Annotated in this window: 18 protein-coding genes; 9 read left to right on the top strand and 9 right to left on the bottom strand. The window is 62.3% G+C overall.

What is annotated here, in order from left to right; genetic code table 11:
• On the top strand, window positions 1–1,041 hold the full coding sequence (waaC, locus tag FVE67_RS04080) for a lipopolysaccharide heptosyltransferase I (RefSeq protein ID WP_168719379.1): 1,041 nt from the start codon (window positions 1–3) through the stop codon (window positions 1,039–1,041).
• Here waaC and FVE67_RS04075 read toward each other — a convergent pair.
• Genes FVE67_RS04075 through FVE67_RS04045 form a run of 7 tightly spaced genes read right to left on the bottom strand, consistent with a single transcriptional unit; the run spans window position 980 to window position 6,231 of the window.
• Window positions 980–2,014 (bottom strand): type 1 periplasmic-binding domain-containing protein, encoded by a 1,035-nt coding sequence (locus FVE67_RS04075; RefSeq protein ID WP_168719378.1) that lies wholly within the window; start codon window positions 2,012–2,014, stop codon window positions 980–982. The genes waaC and FVE67_RS04075 overlap by 62 nt on opposite strands.
• Window positions 2,011–2,793: a tol-pal system protein YbgF gene (gene ybgF / locus FVE67_RS04070; protein WP_168719377.1), complete on the bottom strand. Its 783-nt coding sequence runs from the start codon at window positions 2,791–2,793 to the stop codon at window positions 2,011–2,013. The genes FVE67_RS04075 and ybgF overlap by 4 nt, the downstream gene beginning before the upstream one ends.
• A 9-nt stretch (window positions 2,794–2,802) precedes the next feature.
• Window positions 2,803–3,654, bottom strand: coding sequence for a dihydroorotate dehydrogenase (locus tag FVE67_RS04065; RefSeq protein WP_168719376.1), 852 nt, complete (start codon window positions 3,652–3,654; stop codon window positions 2,803–2,805).
• Complete coding sequence (locus FVE67_RS04060; protein ID WP_168719375.1) at window positions 3,638–4,405, bottom strand: dihydroorotate dehydrogenase electron transfer subunit; 768 nt, start codon at window positions 4,403–4,405, stop codon at window positions 3,638–3,640. Before FVE67_RS04060 ends, FVE67_RS04065 begins: the two co-directional genes overlap by 17 nt.
• On the bottom strand, window positions 4,402–4,926 hold the full coding sequence (locus FVE67_RS04055) for a YeeE/YedE thiosulfate transporter family protein (protein ID WP_168719374.1): 525 nt from the start codon (window positions 4,924–4,926) through the stop codon (window positions 4,402–4,404). Before FVE67_RS04055 ends, FVE67_RS04060 begins: the two co-directional genes overlap by 4 nt.
• 3 nt (window positions 4,927–4,929) lie before the next feature.
• Window positions 4,930–5,454, bottom strand: a complete 525-nt coding sequence (locus tag FVE67_RS04050; protein ID WP_168719373.1) for a YeeE/YedE thiosulfate transporter family protein — start codon at window positions 5,452–5,454, stop codon at window positions 4,930–4,932.
• A gap of 21 nt (window positions 5,455–5,475) precedes the next feature.
• Window positions 5,476–6,231 (bottom strand): hypothetical protein, encoded by a 756-nt coding sequence (locus FVE67_RS04045; protein WP_168719372.1) that lies wholly within the window; start codon window positions 6,229–6,231, stop codon window positions 5,476–5,478.
• A 155-nt stretch (window positions 6,232–6,386) separates the two neighbouring features.
• Between FVE67_RS04045 and gcvH the strand changes: the two genes are divergently transcribed.
• From gcvH to FVE67_RS04015, 7 genes are all read left to right on the top strand, one after another.
• Window positions 6,387–6,830, top strand: coding sequence for a glycine cleavage system protein GcvH (gene gcvH / locus FVE67_RS04040; protein WP_168719371.1), 444 nt, complete (start codon window positions 6,387–6,389; stop codon window positions 6,828–6,830).
• Between the two features lie 8 nt (window positions 6,831–6,838).
• Window positions 6,839–7,753: an ACP S-malonyltransferase gene (gene fabD, locus FVE67_RS04035; RefSeq protein WP_246167933.1), complete on the top strand. Its 915-nt coding sequence runs from the start codon at window positions 6,839–6,841 to the stop codon at window positions 7,751–7,753.
• A gap of 6 nt (window positions 7,754–7,759) precedes the next feature.
• Window positions 7,760–7,969 carry a 4Fe-4S binding protein gene (locus FVE67_RS04030; protein ID WP_168719369.1) on the top strand — a complete coding sequence of 70 codons (210 nt, stop codon included), beginning with the start codon at window positions 7,760–7,762 and terminating at the stop codon, window positions 7,967–7,969.
• Window positions 7,966–9,018 carry a 3-methyl-2-oxobutanoate dehydrogenase subunit VorB gene (gene vorB, locus FVE67_RS04025; RefSeq protein ID WP_246167924.1) on the top strand — a complete coding sequence of 351 codons (1,053 nt, stop codon included), beginning with the start codon at window positions 7,966–7,968 and terminating at the stop codon, window positions 9,016–9,018. Before FVE67_RS04030 ends, vorB begins: the two co-directional genes overlap by 4 nt.
• A complete protein-coding gene (locus FVE67_RS04020; protein ID WP_168719367.1) occupies window positions 9,000–9,755 on the top strand; it encodes a thiamine pyrophosphate-dependent enzyme in 756 nt (251 codons plus the stop codon). The genes vorB and FVE67_RS04020 overlap by 19 nt, the downstream gene beginning before the upstream one ends.
• Before the next feature lie 171 nt (window positions 9,756–9,926).
• Entirely contained in the window at window positions 9,927–10,049 is a 123-nt protein-coding gene (locus tag FVE67_RS09460; protein WP_281347183.1) for a hypothetical protein, read from the top strand.
• Window positions 10,039–10,605, top strand: a complete 567-nt coding sequence (locus FVE67_RS04015) for a 2-oxoacid:ferredoxin oxidoreductase subunit gamma family protein (RefSeq protein WP_168719366.1) — start codon at window positions 10,039–10,041, stop codon at window positions 10,603–10,605. The genes FVE67_RS09460 and FVE67_RS04015 overlap by 11 nt, the downstream gene beginning before the upstream one ends.
• On the opposite strand, the gene FVE67_RS04010 is transcribed toward FVE67_RS04015, so the two are convergent.
• The gene (locus tag FVE67_RS04010) at window positions 10,563–11,369 is read right to left on the bottom strand and encodes an ATP-grasp domain-containing protein (protein ID WP_168719365.1); all 807 of its coding nucleotides are present in this window, start codon (window positions 11,367–11,369) and stop codon (window positions 10,563–10,565) included. The two genes, FVE67_RS04015 and FVE67_RS04010, sit on opposite strands and share 43 nt — an antisense overlap.
• Before the next feature lie 38 nt (window positions 11,370–11,407).
• On the opposite strand from FVE67_RS04010, the gene FVE67_RS04005 reads away from it, so the two are divergent.
• Window positions 11,408–12,709, top strand: a complete 1,302-nt coding sequence (locus FVE67_RS04005) for a bifunctional L-myo-inositol-1-phosphate cytidylyltransferase/CDP-L-myo-inositol myo-inositolphosphotransferase (protein ID WP_168719364.1) — start codon at window positions 11,408–11,410, stop codon at window positions 12,707–12,709.
• On the opposite strand, the gene FVE67_RS04000 is transcribed toward FVE67_RS04005, so the two are convergent.
• Window positions 12,692–13,492, bottom strand: a complete 801-nt coding sequence (locus FVE67_RS04000) for a 50S ribosomal protein L11 methyltransferase (protein WP_168719363.1) — start codon at window positions 13,490–13,492, stop codon at window positions 12,692–12,694. The two genes, FVE67_RS04005 and FVE67_RS04000, sit on opposite strands and share 18 nt — an antisense overlap.
• Window position 13,493 lies beyond the last annotated feature (1 nt).

Genomic DNA, 13,493 nt, shown 5'->3' with positions numbered 1-13,493 from the left:
GTGCCCAGGGTTCTTCTCGTAAAACTTTCGGCCTTAGGGGACGTGATTCAGACCCTCCCGGTGCTTTCGGCCCTGAAAAGGGCCCGGGAGAATTGGAGGATAGATTGGGTGGTGGAAGAAGAAAATGCGGAAATCTTGCGGGGGCATCCTCTGATAGAGGAGCTTTTCCCCTTTCCCCGACGGCGTATCTTGCGCCTTCTGCGCTCCGGGGAAATAGGTAAAGCGCTAAAGCTCTGGGGTGAATTTTTGGAAGGGCTCCGGGCCCGACCCTATGAAGTGGTCCTGGATCTTCAGGGGCTCTTTAAAAGCGCCCTGGTGGTAGCTCTGGCCCGGGGGAAACGCAAGCTGGGCTTTGCCAACCACCGGGAGGGGAGCACTCTGGTGCTTACGGAAAAGCTTCCGGCCTATGACCCTGATCTCCATGCTGTAAGGCGCTATCTTTCCGCAGCCGAAATCCTGGGTGGAGTGGCCGAGCCGGTGGATTTCCCCATGGCCCCTTATCCCTCGGCCGGGGAGATGGCCCGAAAGCTGGGGCTTCCGCCCCCTCCCTGGCTGGTCTTCATCCCGGCCACCCGCTGGGAGACCAAACTCTGGCCGGAGGAGCACTGGAGGGCCCTGGCGGAAAGGGCCCCGGCCTTTGGCCTTCCCCTCCTCTGGGTGGGAGGGCCCGGAGACCGGGAATATGTTTCCCGGTTAGCGGTCTCCGGGCTAAATCTCGCCGGAGGCCTCAGCCTCAAGGAGCTGGCCGGGATCCTCTCCGGGGCCGCGGCGGTAGTCTCCGTAGATACCGGCCCCATGCATCTGGCCGCGGCCCTGGGCCGGCCGGTGGTGGCCCTCTTCGGCCCTACGGCCCCCTGGCGTACCGGTCCCTTTGGAAAGGGCCACCGCATCCTGCACTCCGGGCTCCCCTGTGCCCCCTGTTTTCGCCGACGTTGCCCGGCTCCTCGCTGCCTTTCCGGGATTTCCCCGGAGGAGGTCCTCAAGGCTTTGAGAGAAGTGTTGGCGGGCAATAGGGCTGAAAACCCGCAAGTCCGTAAGTGAAGACCCCCGCACTTTCCGGGACCAGGCCGTAATGGTCGTCGTTGGTAAGGTAGTAGAGACCTCCGGGGAGGGTGACCGGGCCGAGGGCTTCCAGAGACTCCGCCGTAGGGGGAAGACCGCGGGCCGCTATTTCCTCTAGCAGGGCCAGAGCATCCACCAGGGCGGCCCGCTCCAGGTTGAGAGGGACCGCGGTGGGGAGCCTGCGGCCAAAAAGGGCCGTACCCGGAAAGGGATAACCGTAAAGGGAGGGGTGGGTCCGCAGGAATTCCTCATCGGCCAGCTCCGGCCCGAAAAAAAAGGGAAGCCCCAACCCGTAGCGTTCCTTTTCCTGGACTACCTTGAGGGCACTTTCCCGATCGCACCACACCACCACCCCCTCGGTGGAAAGGAGTTCCTCAAACTTGGGGTAGAGGTAGGTGTCCTCCGGAGAAAACCAGGCCACCTTGGTTAGCCGGAGGCGCGCTTCCCAAGCGTAAATTTTGAGCCACTTAAGCCCTTCCCGCCCTACCTCGTTCAGGGAGAGAAGGACTCCCACCCGCCGCAGTCCCTTACGGGAAAGACAGGAAAGGAGCACCCGGGCCGCCATCCGGGGAGAGAGCCCGGTGCGGAAGATGTAGGCGAAGGGTTCGTCCGGGACGCGGATGGGATCATAGTCCCCGGAAAGAAGGATGAGGGGCAGGCGATAGGCCTGAGCGGCGGTGAGGGCCTCGGACTGGAGACGGGGATCAAGGGGCCCCAGGAGAAAACGTACCCCCTCCTCCCGGGCCCTCCGCACCAGAGGGAAGATCCTCTGGGGCTCCCCGGAAGGGTCGTAAAATTTGACCTGCAGGGCGTGGCCCCGGAGGCGGGCCTGGGAGGCCAGGATCCGGGCCAGTTCCGCCTCCGGGGTTTCCGTCCCGAAGAGGGCCCCTACGGTAAAGGCCTGCAAGGCCCAGGGCCAGAGGAAAAAGACCACGCAAAGAAGGATCCTCATCGGGAAAGGCGCTTGAGATACTTGCGGGCCAGAGGAGCTTGCTCGCTTTGGGGATACCGGGAAAGGATCTTCTTAAAGAGGATGCGGGCGGCCTCCGTGTCCCCTATACGGAGAAAGGCCAGGCCCTGTTTAAGGAGGGCTGCCGGGACCTTGTAACTCTGAGGAAACCCATCCACCACCTTCTGGTATTCCAGGATGGCTTCCTCGTAGCGCCGCTGGGCATAATAAGTTTCGGCAATCCAGTAGTGGGCGTTGGCTGCATACTTTCCTTGGGGATAGACCTCGAGGTAGCGTTGCAGAAGTTTGCGGGCCCCCTCGTAGTCCTTCTTTTTAAGGGCCGCCAGGGCCTGATCATAAAGTTCCTTTTCGGAGGGGGTTTTGGGCCCGGAGGGGGCCTTGGCCGGGGCCGGAGGCTTTTCCCCTTGAGAGAGTCTTTTCAGGACCTCGGCCTGAAATTCGGAAAAGGCCTCCCGGTCCTGCTTTTGTTGGTAGGAAAGTTCCTCGTAAAGACCGTTCAGACGGGCGATCTCCGCCCGCAGGGCCTCTATCTCCGAAAGGAGCTCGGCCCTTTTCTCCGAAAGGACCGAGACCTGCTTTTCCAGGGACGCCAGTCGCTTCTCCAGGGCCGCCAGCCTTACGGCCTCCTCCCTCCGGGCCTTCTCTAGGGAGGTCTGCTGGACCTCAAGCGCCGAGACCCGCAGGGCCAGTCCCTGGAACTGCTGGTCGGATACACAGCCGACTAAAAGGAGGGCCAAAAGGAGAAAGATTCCCCGGCGCATACTTTGCTTTTAGTCGGCCCGGGAGAGCTCGTCAAGTTCGGAAAGGATGCGCCGGGGGGCCTCCGGGTCAAGGAGGGTAGCCGTGCCCACCTGAAAGGCCCGGGCCCCGGCGAGAAGATACTCATAGGCGTCGCGGCCGGAGAGAATTCCCCCACAGGCGATGAGGGGCCGTCTTAGCCGGCGCGAAAGCTCGTAGACCAGACGCAGGGTGAGGGGCTTTATGGCCGGCCCGGAAAGACCTCCGAGATGAAAGTACGGCCCCTTGGGGCCCGGGTGAATGGCCAGCGCGGGATAGGTATTGGCACAGGTGAGGGCCGAGGCCCCGCCCTCCTCCGCAGCGTGGGCCACCTCCGCCACCGGTCCCACCGGGGAAAGCTTTACGCTCATCCACCCCGGCCAGACCTCCCGCAGGCGTCGGACCATCCGGAAGACTCCGTCCGGATCCTGCGAAAAAGCAAGCCCGCCCTTTTTGACATTGGGACAGGAGATGTTCACTTCCAGTCCCGCGACCCCGGTTTCGCGCAGGCCCTCGGCCAGGCGCAGGAATTCTTCTTCGCTTTCCCCCAGGATATTGACGATCACCGGAGGACCGATCCGGAGAAGGCGCGGAAGGATCCCTTTCCGGAAGGCCGCCAGTCCGGGATTTTCCAAGCCGATGGAATTGAGGAGCCCGCAAGGGGTCTCTGAAAGCCGGGGAGGCGGATTCCCTGCCCGGGGCTCAAGCGAGATTCCCTTGGTCACCAGGGCCCCCACCGACCGGAGGATCTCCGGAGAGAGGGTTTCCCCAAAGCCCCAGGTCCCGGAGGCCAGCATCAGGGGGTTGGAAAGTCGGAGGCCGGAAAGCTCAACCGAGCCGGTCAAGGTCCACCTCCTCGGCCGGAAAAACCGGCCCTTCCACACAGACCTTAAGGTAGCCTCCCCCCTTGCGGGAGACGGCGCAGCCCAGACAGAGTCCCCGCCCGCAGGCCATCATGGCCTCCAGGGAGAGATAGACCGGGACTCCGGCCCTTTCCCCCAGGTGCCCTACGGCGGCCAGCATCCCCGGAGGGCCACAGGCCAAAATGAATTCCGGGCTCCCTTTTTTCAGGGCCTCCCGTAAGAGATCGGTCACCAGTCCCGGCCGCCCCCGGGAGCCGTCCTCCGTGGCTACCTGTACCGGACAGAGCCTCTCAAGCGCAGAGAGTCTCACCAGATCCCCTCTCGTGCGGGCCCCGTAAAAAAGCCGTGCGGAAAGGCCCCGGGCCCGAAGGGTCTCTAGATAGAAGAAAAAGGGGGCCAGGCCCACCCCTCCGGCCACCAGCCAGACCTCTCCCCTTTCCGGAAGAGGAAAGGGGTGCCCCAGAGGGCCGTCCCACCACACCTCCTCTCCGGGCCGCAGCCGGGAAAGAACCGCCGTGGCCCGCCCCCGTTCTTGAATAAGGAAACTCAGGGTCTTTTCGGAGCGGGCATGGATGGAAAAGGGGCGAGGGAGCAAGGGGTCGTAGCCGGGCCAGGCCTTAAGGCGCACAAATTGCCCCGGGCGGGCCCTGGGGGCCGCCTCCGGGGCCTCTATCTCCAGGAGGAAATATCCTGGAGCCAGTCTGCGTCTGGATCGGACCTTGGCCGGCCTCACCAGCCCATTTTCTCTAAGAAAAAGATGAAGGCCAAGAGGAGCCCGGCGAAAAGGACCGCGAGAAGAAGCGGCGGAAGGTGGAGGAGCTGGGGAAAAGAAACCTTTCCGTAGCCCCCGATCCCGTAGAGGGTCTGTTTCCAGAAGGGATAGGTATGGGCAAAGGCCGCGGCCCCGCACAGGCCACCCAGGACCGCAAAGAGCCCGTCCAGCGATCCCTCACCCACGGCCCCGGGGGCCGTTCCCGGGCAATATCCCAGGATGGCCCAGCCCAGACCATAGATCACTCCGCCCACGAAGTTGGCGGCCACGAAGGTGGGCTTGAGGTGATAAGGGGCCAGGCCCAGGGTGGCCAGGAGGTTGATCCCCAGGGTCCCTACCACCACTCCGGAAAGGAGGAATTTCAATACCGTGAGATCGGTAAGGGTGAGGAGCCCGATGTGTTTTTCAAAACGCAGGATGCGGGCCCGCTGAAAGATATAGCCCCAGAGGATACCGGTGATAAGTCCTACGATGGGCTCCATGGCCTACCTCCTTCTCCCGTAGATTAACAGGGCCAAAGGGATACCCCCCACAAAGAATCCCGCCACCACGATGAAGCCACTGGCGGCCAGTTGGCTCATCCCGGAAAGTCCATGCCCGCTGGGACACCCCCCGGCAAGCCGCGCCCCATAGATGATCAGAAAACCCCCTACAAAGGCGCCTACAGCCCGCAGAACCGGAGAGGAGCCGAAACGCTCCGCCCAGCGCTCCGGCACCCAACGCAACCGGAATTCCCGGTTGCGCAAAGCGGCGATCAGGGCCCCCAGCGGTACCCCGAGAACCAGCATGACCTTCCAGTCGATCCCCACCCCCTCCTTGGCGTAGTAGGCGTTTGTGGCCACACTCTCCGGAGAAAGGGCCTTCTCTACCAGTCCGGCCACCCTCACATAGGCCGTGGAGGTGCCCAAATACCGGGGATGGCCGAAGAGCTGATAGGTAACCAGGACCGAAAGCACCAGGAGAAGCCCGGTGAGGGCCCCTCCCAGATAGGGCGACCAGCCGTTACGCATGGTGTTTACCTCCCCAAGATTTTATTTCACCACCACAGTGGTCCGATCCACCCCGGTGTTTCCCGTGAGTTTATCGTAAGCGTAAAGGGTCAATTCGTAGATCCCCTTCTGGGGAAGCTCAAGGACCGTAGAAAAGAGACTGGTCTTTCCGGTAAATTTCAGGGGGAAGGTCCCGTAAGGCCTTCCATTGCGCAGGACCTGGACCGCCACCTCATAGTTTTCCGGCTTCCAGAAAAATTTGGGGTTTACCGGACAGCCACAAAGGGGCATGACCGCGGCCCGCACCTCCACCCGGGCCGGGGCCTTGAGTCGGGCGTGGGCCACCGGCGCCAGGGCCCGCACCACAAGTCCGGGCATCTCCAGGACCAGTTCCGGAAGGTCCTTTCCCGGAAAGAGCCAGGTGGTCACCGAAACCTCCTGCAGGGCCTGGGGCTGGGCCAGAGGCCCCCGGGCCACAATGCGCACTCGCCGGGGTCTCTGGAGATCCAACACCGCTTCAAACCGGGCCGTCTTTCCTTCCAAATACCGGGTATAGCGTTCCTTAGGAGTGGCCATGATCAGTTTGGGATTTCCCGGAAGCCCCCGGGTGACCCCCTGGGCCAGGATCTCTCCGGTGTCTGCATCCCGAATAATCACCTGCGCTCCCCCCATGGGGGAACCGATGAAAAGGGCATCCCGGGCCTTTACGCCCACCACCACCCGGGTAGGCACCGCCCGGGCCAGAACCGGCAGAAAGACCAGCCCCCAACACCCCAGCACCCAGAGTATCTTCCTCATGATTCACCTCCCGATCTCAATTTTTCTTTAACGATCGCGCAATTTCACCTCAAACGATAAGCCCTTTTAGAGGCTTCCGCAAGGGGGCTTTTCCCCCTTGTCAAAGGCAGGCTTTTCGGCTAATCGGTGGAGTTAAATCGCGGTGGAGGAGGCCTATGAGCATTCCTGAAGATCGGCTTTATTCCGAAGAGCACCTGTGGGTGAAGAAAGAACGAGGGGGGCGGGTCTATCTCGGATTTTCGGACTTTGCCCGCCGCAAGTACGGGGAGATCCTGGACTTAGAACTCCCGGAGGAGGGAGAGGAGATCGAGAGGGGGGAGGTCTTCGGGAGCGTAGAGACTCCCCGGGGGGTGGAGGAGCTGGTGGCCCCGGTCTCCGGAGAGGTGGTGGAGGTCAACGAAGAGGTCCTGGAGGACCCGGAACTGGTGAGTGAAGATCCTTATGGAGACGGATGGCTCCTGCGGGTCAAGCTTTCGGATCCGGAGGAGCTGGAAGAACTCATGAGTGCGGACGAATACGAGGACTATCTGGAGGAGGGGTTTGAGGAGCTAGAGGAGGAAGAGGAAGAGCTGGAATTCCTGAGCGAGGAGGAAGAGTAGTCTTGCGGGTGGCGGTAGTCTTTCCTGGACAGGGATCGCAGTATGTGGGTATGGGGCGGGCCCTTTTCGAGGCCCGGCCCGAGGCCCGGGAGATTTTTGCGCTCGGGGAGGAGATCACCGGGCTTCCTTTGCGGGAGCTGGCCTTTTCCGGCCCGGAAGAAGCCCTTCAACGTACGGAAAACCTCCAGCCGGCCCTCACTGCGGTAAATCTTGCGGTCTGGGCGGTGCTTCGGGCCGAAGGTCTGCGCCCGGTCCTGGTGGCCGGCCACAGTCTGGGGGAATTTTCCGCCCTCTGTGCGGCCGGGGTGCTTTCTCCGGAAGATACCTTTCGGCTGGTCCGACGCCGGGGAGAACTCATGGCCCGGGCCGGAGAGACGGCCCCGGGGGCCATGTATGCGGTGATCGGACTTGAGCGCTCTCGCCTGGAAGATCTCCTCTCCCGGGTGCCCGGGAGGGTCTATCTAGCCAACCATAATTCTCCGGAGCAGAGTGTGATCAGCGGGGAGGAAGAAGCCGCCTGCCGGGCCGCCGAGGCGGCCAAAGAGGCCGGGGCCAAGCGGGTGGTAAGGCTTCCGGTCTCGGGGGCTTTTCATTCACCGCTTATGGAGGAAGCGGCCCGGGAGTTTCAAAGGGAAATAGAAGCCGCGGCCTTTCGGCCGGCGGAGATCCCGGTGGTCCTGAACGTCACCGCTCAGGCCGAAACCGACCCGGAGGCCATCCGCGAGGCCCTTTCCCGGCAGATGCTTTCGGCGGTGCGCTGGGTGGAAGGGGTAGAGGTCATGGTTCGGGCCGGGGTGGAGCTCTTTGTGGAGGCCGGGCCCAAGAAGGTCCTTTCCGGCCTCATCCGGCGCATCGCTCCGCAGGTGCGCGTGGTCCAGGTGGAAGGCCCGGAGGAAATAGAAAATCTCCTAAGGGAGCTTTGAACTTTTATGGCCCGCCGCCGAGTACAGATCTCCTTTCCGGAACGCTGCAAGGGCTGTGGCCTCTGTGTGCACTTTTGTCCCAAGGAAGTGCTAATAATTACCGGGGAGCGCAATGTCCAGGGCTACCGGGTGGTGGGGCTTAAGGCCCCGGAAAAGTGCACCGGTTGCGGGATATGCTATCTTATGTGTCCGGATGTGGTCCTGGAGGTAAGATGAAGCCCATCCTGGTCAAGGGTTCAGAGGCCATCGCCCTGGGGGCCCTGGCGGCCGACTGTCGCTGTTACTTCGGCTACCCCATTACCCCGCAGAACGAAATTCCCGAACTTATGGCCCGGGAGCTTCCCAAAAGAGGCGGGGTCTTTCTGCAGGCGGAAAGCGAACTGGCTGCGGTGAATATGCTCCTTGGGGCGGCCTCCACCGGGGTGCGGGCCATGACCTCCTCTTCCAGCCCGGGAATCTCTCTCATGGCCGAGACCTTTTCCTATCTGGCCGCCCTCGAGCTTCCGGCGGTGATCGTGAATGTCTCCCGTGGGGGACCAGGGCTCGGAGGGATCGAGGCCTCCCAGGGGGACTATTTTCAGGCCACCCGGGGGGCGGGTCACGGGGATTACCATTTTTTGGTCCTCTCTCCGGCGAGCATTCAAGAGGCCTACGAGCTTACGGCCCGGGCCTTTGAACTTGCGGAAAGATATCGCCAGCCCGCGATGATCCTCACCGATGCCCTTCTGGGGCAGATGAAAGAACCCCTGCGTCCCCGCAAGCTCCGTATCCGGCGCTATCCGGTGGAGGACTGGGCCCTTACCGGGGCTAAAGGGAGGCCCGGCCGCACGCTACGGAGCCTTTTTCTGGGACCGGGGGAGCTCCGGGCCCGCAATCTCCTCCTCCAGAAGAAGTACCGGGCCATGCGCAGGGAGGCCCGGGCGGAGGTCCTTTATGCCGAAGGGGCGGAGCTTGCGGTGACGGCCTTTGGCTCCCTCTCGCGCATCGTGCGCGAGGCCGTGGAGATGGCCCGGGAGAAGGGCTATTCCGTGGCCTTCGTGCGTCCGATTACCCTTTTTCCCTTTCCGGAAAGGCCTTATCAAGAACTTTCGGCCCGGGGAGTTCCCTTTCTGGTGGTGGAACTCAACTGTGGCCAGATGGTCGAGGATGTAAAATTGGCCGTCTGCGGGCGCGCGGAAGTGGAGTCCTGGGCCCTTCCCCCAAGCGATCTCCCTGCCCCGGAGGACATTTACCGGAGGATCCGAAGATGCCTGGCTCGAAGGTGAAATTCACCTTTCCCCGGGTGCTCACCGCGCGCCCCTTCCATTATTGCCCGGGCTGCCACCACGGGATCGTCCATCGTCTCCTGGCCGAGGTGCTGGAAGCGCTTGATCTCCGAGAAAGGGCCTACGGAGTGGCCTCCATCGGTTGCGCCTGTTTCCTTTACTATTACTACGATATCGACATCTGTGAGGCCCCGCACGGAAGGGCCTGTGCCGCGGCCACCGGGGCCAAGCGGGCCCGGCCGGAGCTTGCGGTTTTCACCTATCAGGGAGACGGAGACTTTGCGGCCATCGGACTTAACGAAAGCCTCCAGGCCGCAGCCCGGGGCGAACGCATCACCGCCATCATGATCAACAACACGGTTTACGGAATGACCGGAGGGCAGCTCTCTCCTACCACCCTTCCCGGACAGAAGACGACCACTACTCCCCAGGGCCGCGACCCCCGGGTTTACGGATATCCCCTGAAGGTGGCGGAGATCCTGGCCCAGTTTCCGGGGGTGGCTTATTGTGCCCGGGTGGCGGTAAATACCCCCAAAAGGGTCCTTGAGGCCCGCCAGGCCCTGTACCAGGCCTTTCTGGCCCAATTGGAGGACCGGGGCTTTGGCTACGTGGAGGTCCTTTCCGCCTGTCCGGTCAACTGGAAACTGGATCCGGTCTCCGCGGCGCGTAAGATAGACGAACTGGCGGAGACCTTCCCTCTGGGAGTTTTTCGCACGTGGAAAGACGAGAAGAGTTAATCGAACTCGGAAAGGGGTTCTATCACCTAGCCCTTGCTGTAGTGGCGGCAAGAGTGATAAAACCTCTTTTTGATCAAAAGTTTTCCTGGTATTTTTTTCTTGTAGCTTTTCTTTCTATGCTGGCTCTATTAACTGCGGGTTTCTTCCTCATCAAAAGAGGGAGGATGAAAAATGGATCCTTTTACTTTGAATCTTCTTCTCTTCACCGGAGGGGCGATCCTTTTCGGTCTTCTCCTGCTCAAGGTGAGTGACTGGTTGGAAAAACGAGAAAGAGCGCGGGCCCGTGAAGTTTGAGGTCATTCTTGCGGGTTTCGGGGGACAGGGAATCCTTTTTGCCGGGAACCTCCTGGCCCAGGCGGGGCTGGAGAGCGGCCTTGAGGTGACCTTTCTTCCGGTCTACGGTCCGGAGATGCGCGGCGGGACCTGCAACTGCACGGTGGTCCTTTCCGACCGGCCCATCGCCTCCCCGGTGGTGCGCCGCCCCTCAGCCCTCGTGATCATGAACCGCCCCTCTTTCGAAAAATTCATGCCCTGGCTCAAGCCCCGGGGCCTGGCGGTGGTCAACGGCGACCTGGTTCCCGAGGCTCTGGCTCGGGATTTCCCCGGGCGACGCCTGGTCTTTGTCCCTGCCGACCGGTTGGCCGAAGAGGAGGGTTTTCCGGCCCTGGCCAACATGGCCGCCCTGGGAGCCCTGGTGGCCGCCTCCGGGGTGATCCCTCCGGAAAAGGTTATCGCCGGGCTCAAGGCCCTTCTTCCTCCGGAAAGAAAGGCCCTTCTCGAGCCCAACCGGCGGGTCTTTGAGCAGGGCTATAGATTTGTCAAAAACTCCCTTACCGCCTCCTCCAGATAGTGCCGGAAGGCGGCCTCTCCTCCCAGGAGTCGCAGGCCGAAGACAAAATTGAGCTCGTTGAGAAGGGGGATTCCTTCCCGGAAGAGGAGATCTACGGCCACCAGGTTGAAACCCGTCTTTTCCACCAAGGCCTCCACCACCTCCAGGGCCCGGGCCTCAATTTCCGGATCCGGGCAGGGTACGGGGCGCCCCTCCTGAGCCAGATTGCGTCTGAAGCCGCCCTCCCGCCAAAAGGGAAGCCTTTTTTTCCCGAGGACCACCACCCTCAGGTCGTAGGGGAACTCCAGATACTCCTGGAGGAGGAAGCCGTAACGGCCGGAGGCCTCCCAGGAGCGCAGACGGGCCAGGGCCTCCTCCCAGTCCTCCGGATTTCTCACCAGAAAGACCTCCCGGCCCTCGTGTCCGTGGTTTCCCTTGACCACAAAGGGGGGCTCCGGAAGGGGGATTTCCGCCGCCCCGGGATGGGGGCCGAAGGCACAGATGCGGGGGATACAGAGGCTCCGGGGATGAGGGAGTCCCAGGGCCCGGAAAAGGAGGATCTGTCCGATCTTTCCCGGAAAGGTAAAGCGCAGATCGTACTGAGGAAAGACCGGTTTGCCCAGCCGGCGTACAAAGTAGTAGAGTTCCGGGGAGACGGTCTGGGGAAAAATGACCGCCCGGGCCTCGGCCAGGGCCGAAAGGACCTCCTCCGTAAGCCCGGTGAACTGGAAAAAGTTGCGCTCCCCGTCCACCCAGGGGTTGAAAGAGACCACGATCGTGCCCATGGAATTAACTGTAAAAGATCCCGGCCAAGGGGGTAAAGGTGCAGGCGGTAATCCTGGCGGCGGGGCTGGCCACGCGGATGGGGCTGGACCGGGAGGGCTTCCCCAAAGGGCTTCTCCGGGTGGCCGGAAGGGAACTCCTCCTGCGCCAATTCCTGCTTCTTTCCCGGTATGGAATCCGGGATTTCGTGCTGGTGATCAACCCCCGGTCCCGCCCCTATTTTGAGGAATTCCTGGCCCGCTATCCCCAATACCGGGTGACCCTCATAGAGAATCCCTATCCCGAAAGAGGAAACGGCTATTCCTTCTGGTGTGCCCGGCTAGCGGTCTCCGGGCCTTTTGTCCTCACCATGAGTGACCATCTCTACGAGGAGGAGTTTGTCCGGGCGGCCCTTCAGGGCCAGGGGCTCATCCTCGATCGGGAAGGCCGCTATGTGGATCACCGGGAGGCCACCCGGGTAAGGCTTTTCGGGGGGAGGGTGGCCGCCCTGGGGAAAGGACTCGAGCCCTACGAGGGGCTGGATACCGGCTTCTTTGTGCTCTCTCCCGAGGTCTTCGAGGTGGCCGGCCGAATAGTGGCCCAGCGGCCGGAAGGGGAAATCTCCCTTTCGGAGATTCTGGCCGCAGCCCGCATCCCGGCCACGGAAGTCTCCGGGCTCTTCTGGATGGACGTGGATACCCCGGAGGACCTCCGCCGGGCCGGAAAACTCCTGGTGCGGGCCAGTGTGAAGGGAGGAAGCGACGGCCTGATTTCCCGTCTTTTCAATCGCCGGCTTTCCACCCGCCTTACCCCCTATCTCTGTGACCACCTTTATCCCAATCAGGCCACGGTCCTTTCCACCCTTCTGGGGTTCTTTTCGGCCCTGGTGGCCGCCTTTCATCTCCCTTTGGGGGCCTTCCTTTACCAGATCCATTCCGTGCTCGACGGGGTGGACGGGGAACTGGCCCGGGCCACCCTGCGCACCTCCCGCTTTGGCGGACTTTTGGATTCCGTGCTCGATCGCTACGTGGACTTCGTCTTTCTGGCGGTGCTTCTTTGGCGCTGGAGCCCGGCGGGGATGGACCTGGCGGTAGGCCTTCTGGCCCTTCTCGGCACGGTGATGGTGAGCTATGTCACGGAGCGTTTCCGGGGGGCCTACGGACGCGAGGCCTACACCCTTTTTCCGGAACTTCACCGCTTTCCCGGAAAACGGGACGAGCGCATCTTCCTTATCTTTATTCTGGGGCTTTTCGGGAGACTGGCCGAGATCTTCTGGACTCTAGCCCTTCTTACTCACCTCAAGGTCTTCTATAGTCTCTGGGTCTTCTGGAGAGAGAAGGAAGGACTAGAAGCCCAGGACTAGGGCCTGCCAGCCTTCGAGATTTTCGGAAAAGTACACCCGGGCCTGCGGAAGGCGAGCGAGGAGTTCTCCCTTCTGCGAGGGACCGAACCCGGAAAGGATGGCCAGTCCTCCGGGCCGGAGCAGCCGGGGAATCTCCGGAGCCAGGGCCAGGATGGTCCCGATGGTGAGATTGGCCAACACCAGATCGAAGCTCGCGGGACGGGCCGCGGAGAGACTCCCCCGGATTACCAAGATGCGCTCCCCGAGAGCGTTGAGGGCCACGTTGTAACGGGCCTCCCGCACGGCCCGGGGATCGATGTCTGCGGCCAGGACCCTTTCGGCCCCCAGGTGGGCCGCAGCCAGAGAGAGAATGCCGCTTCCACAGCCCAGATCGAAGACCCGCCCGAGGGGAAGCTCTTGGGCCAGCCGAACCAGGGCCTTAAGACAGAGGAGGGTGGTGGCGTGGCGCCCGCTTCCGAAAGAGAGATTGGCCCGGAGGGAGATCTCCCCGGGCGGAACCGGGCCCGGGGAGAGGGTCAGGCGAAAGGTAAGAGGTCCCACCTGAAAAGTTTTCTCCTGGAGATCGGCCTCCTCGGCCAGTTCCGTCTCTTCAAAATCGGCCTGGGGCAAAAGTCGGGCTAGACGCCGCAGACGCTCATGGAGCCCTTCGCCGGGATAGACCAGGATGAGAAGACCTTCGGTGTCCAGGAAGTGGCTGGCCAGAGGAGCTTCCCCTCCCGCGGAAAGGCGGGCCAGAACTTCTTGCGGATCCCGGGTCCGGATCTTTACCCGCAGATAGGGCATC

Origin of the sequence: Thermosulfurimonas marina, from assembly GCF_012317585.1 — a bacterium.
GTDB lineage: Bacteria > Desulfobacterota > Thermodesulfobacteria > Thermodesulfobacteriales > Thermodesulfobacteriaceae > Thermosulfurimonas_A > Thermosulfurimonas_A marina.
This window is presented reverse-complemented; position numbering and strand designations above follow the sequence as displayed.

What these genes read in the sequence shown, in the direction of transcription:
- FVE67_RS04075 (WP_168719378.1), bottom strand. Translation starts at nt 2,014, where the DNA reads ATGAGGATCCTTCTTTGCGTGGTCTTTTTCCTCTGGCCCTGGGCCTTG.
- ybgF (WP_168719377.1), bottom strand. Translation starts at nt 2,793, where the DNA reads ATGCGCCGGGGAATCTTTCTCCTTTTGGCCCTCCTTTTAGTCGGCTGT.
- FVE67_RS04055 (WP_168719374.1), bottom strand. Translation starts at nt 4,926, where the DNA reads ATGGAGCCCATCGTAGGACTTATCACCGGTATCCTCTGGGGCTATATC.
- FVE67_RS04050 (WP_168719373.1), bottom strand. Translation starts at nt 5,454, where the DNA reads ATGCGTAACGGCTGGTCGCCCTATCTGGGAGGGGCCCTCACCGGGCTT.
- FVE67_RS04045 (WP_168719372.1), bottom strand. Translation starts at nt 6,231, where the DNA reads ATGAGGAAGATACTCTGGGTGCTGGGGTGTTGGGGGCTGGTCTTTCTG.
- gcvH (WP_168719371.1), top strand. Translation starts at nt 6,387, where the DNA reads ATGAGCATTCCTGAAGATCGGCTTTATTCCGAAGAGCACCTGTGGGTG.
- FVE67_RS04030 (WP_168719369.1), top strand. Translation starts at nt 7,760, where the DNA reads ATGGCCCGCCGCCGAGTACAGATCTCCTTTCCGGAACGCTGCAAGGGC.
- vorB (WP_246167924.1), top strand. Translation starts at nt 7,966, where the DNA reads ATGAAGCCCATCCTGGTCAAGGGTTCAGAGGCCATCGCCCTGGGGGCC.
- FVE67_RS04020 (WP_168719367.1), top strand. Translation starts at nt 9,000, where the DNA reads ATGCCTGGCTCGAAGGTGAAATTCACCTTTCCCCGGGTGCTCACCGCG.
- FVE67_RS09460 (WP_281347183.1), top strand. Translation starts at nt 9,927, where the DNA reads ATGGATCCTTTTACTTTGAATCTTCTTCTCTTCACCGGAGGGGCGATC.
- FVE67_RS04010 (WP_168719365.1), bottom strand. Translation starts at nt 11,369, where the DNA reads ATGGGCACGATCGTGGTCTCTTTCAACCCCTGGGTGGACGGGGAGCGC.
- FVE67_RS04000 (WP_168719363.1), bottom strand. Translation starts at nt 13,492, where the DNA reads ATGCCCTATCTGCGGGTAAAGATCCGGACCCGGGATCCGCAAGAAGTT.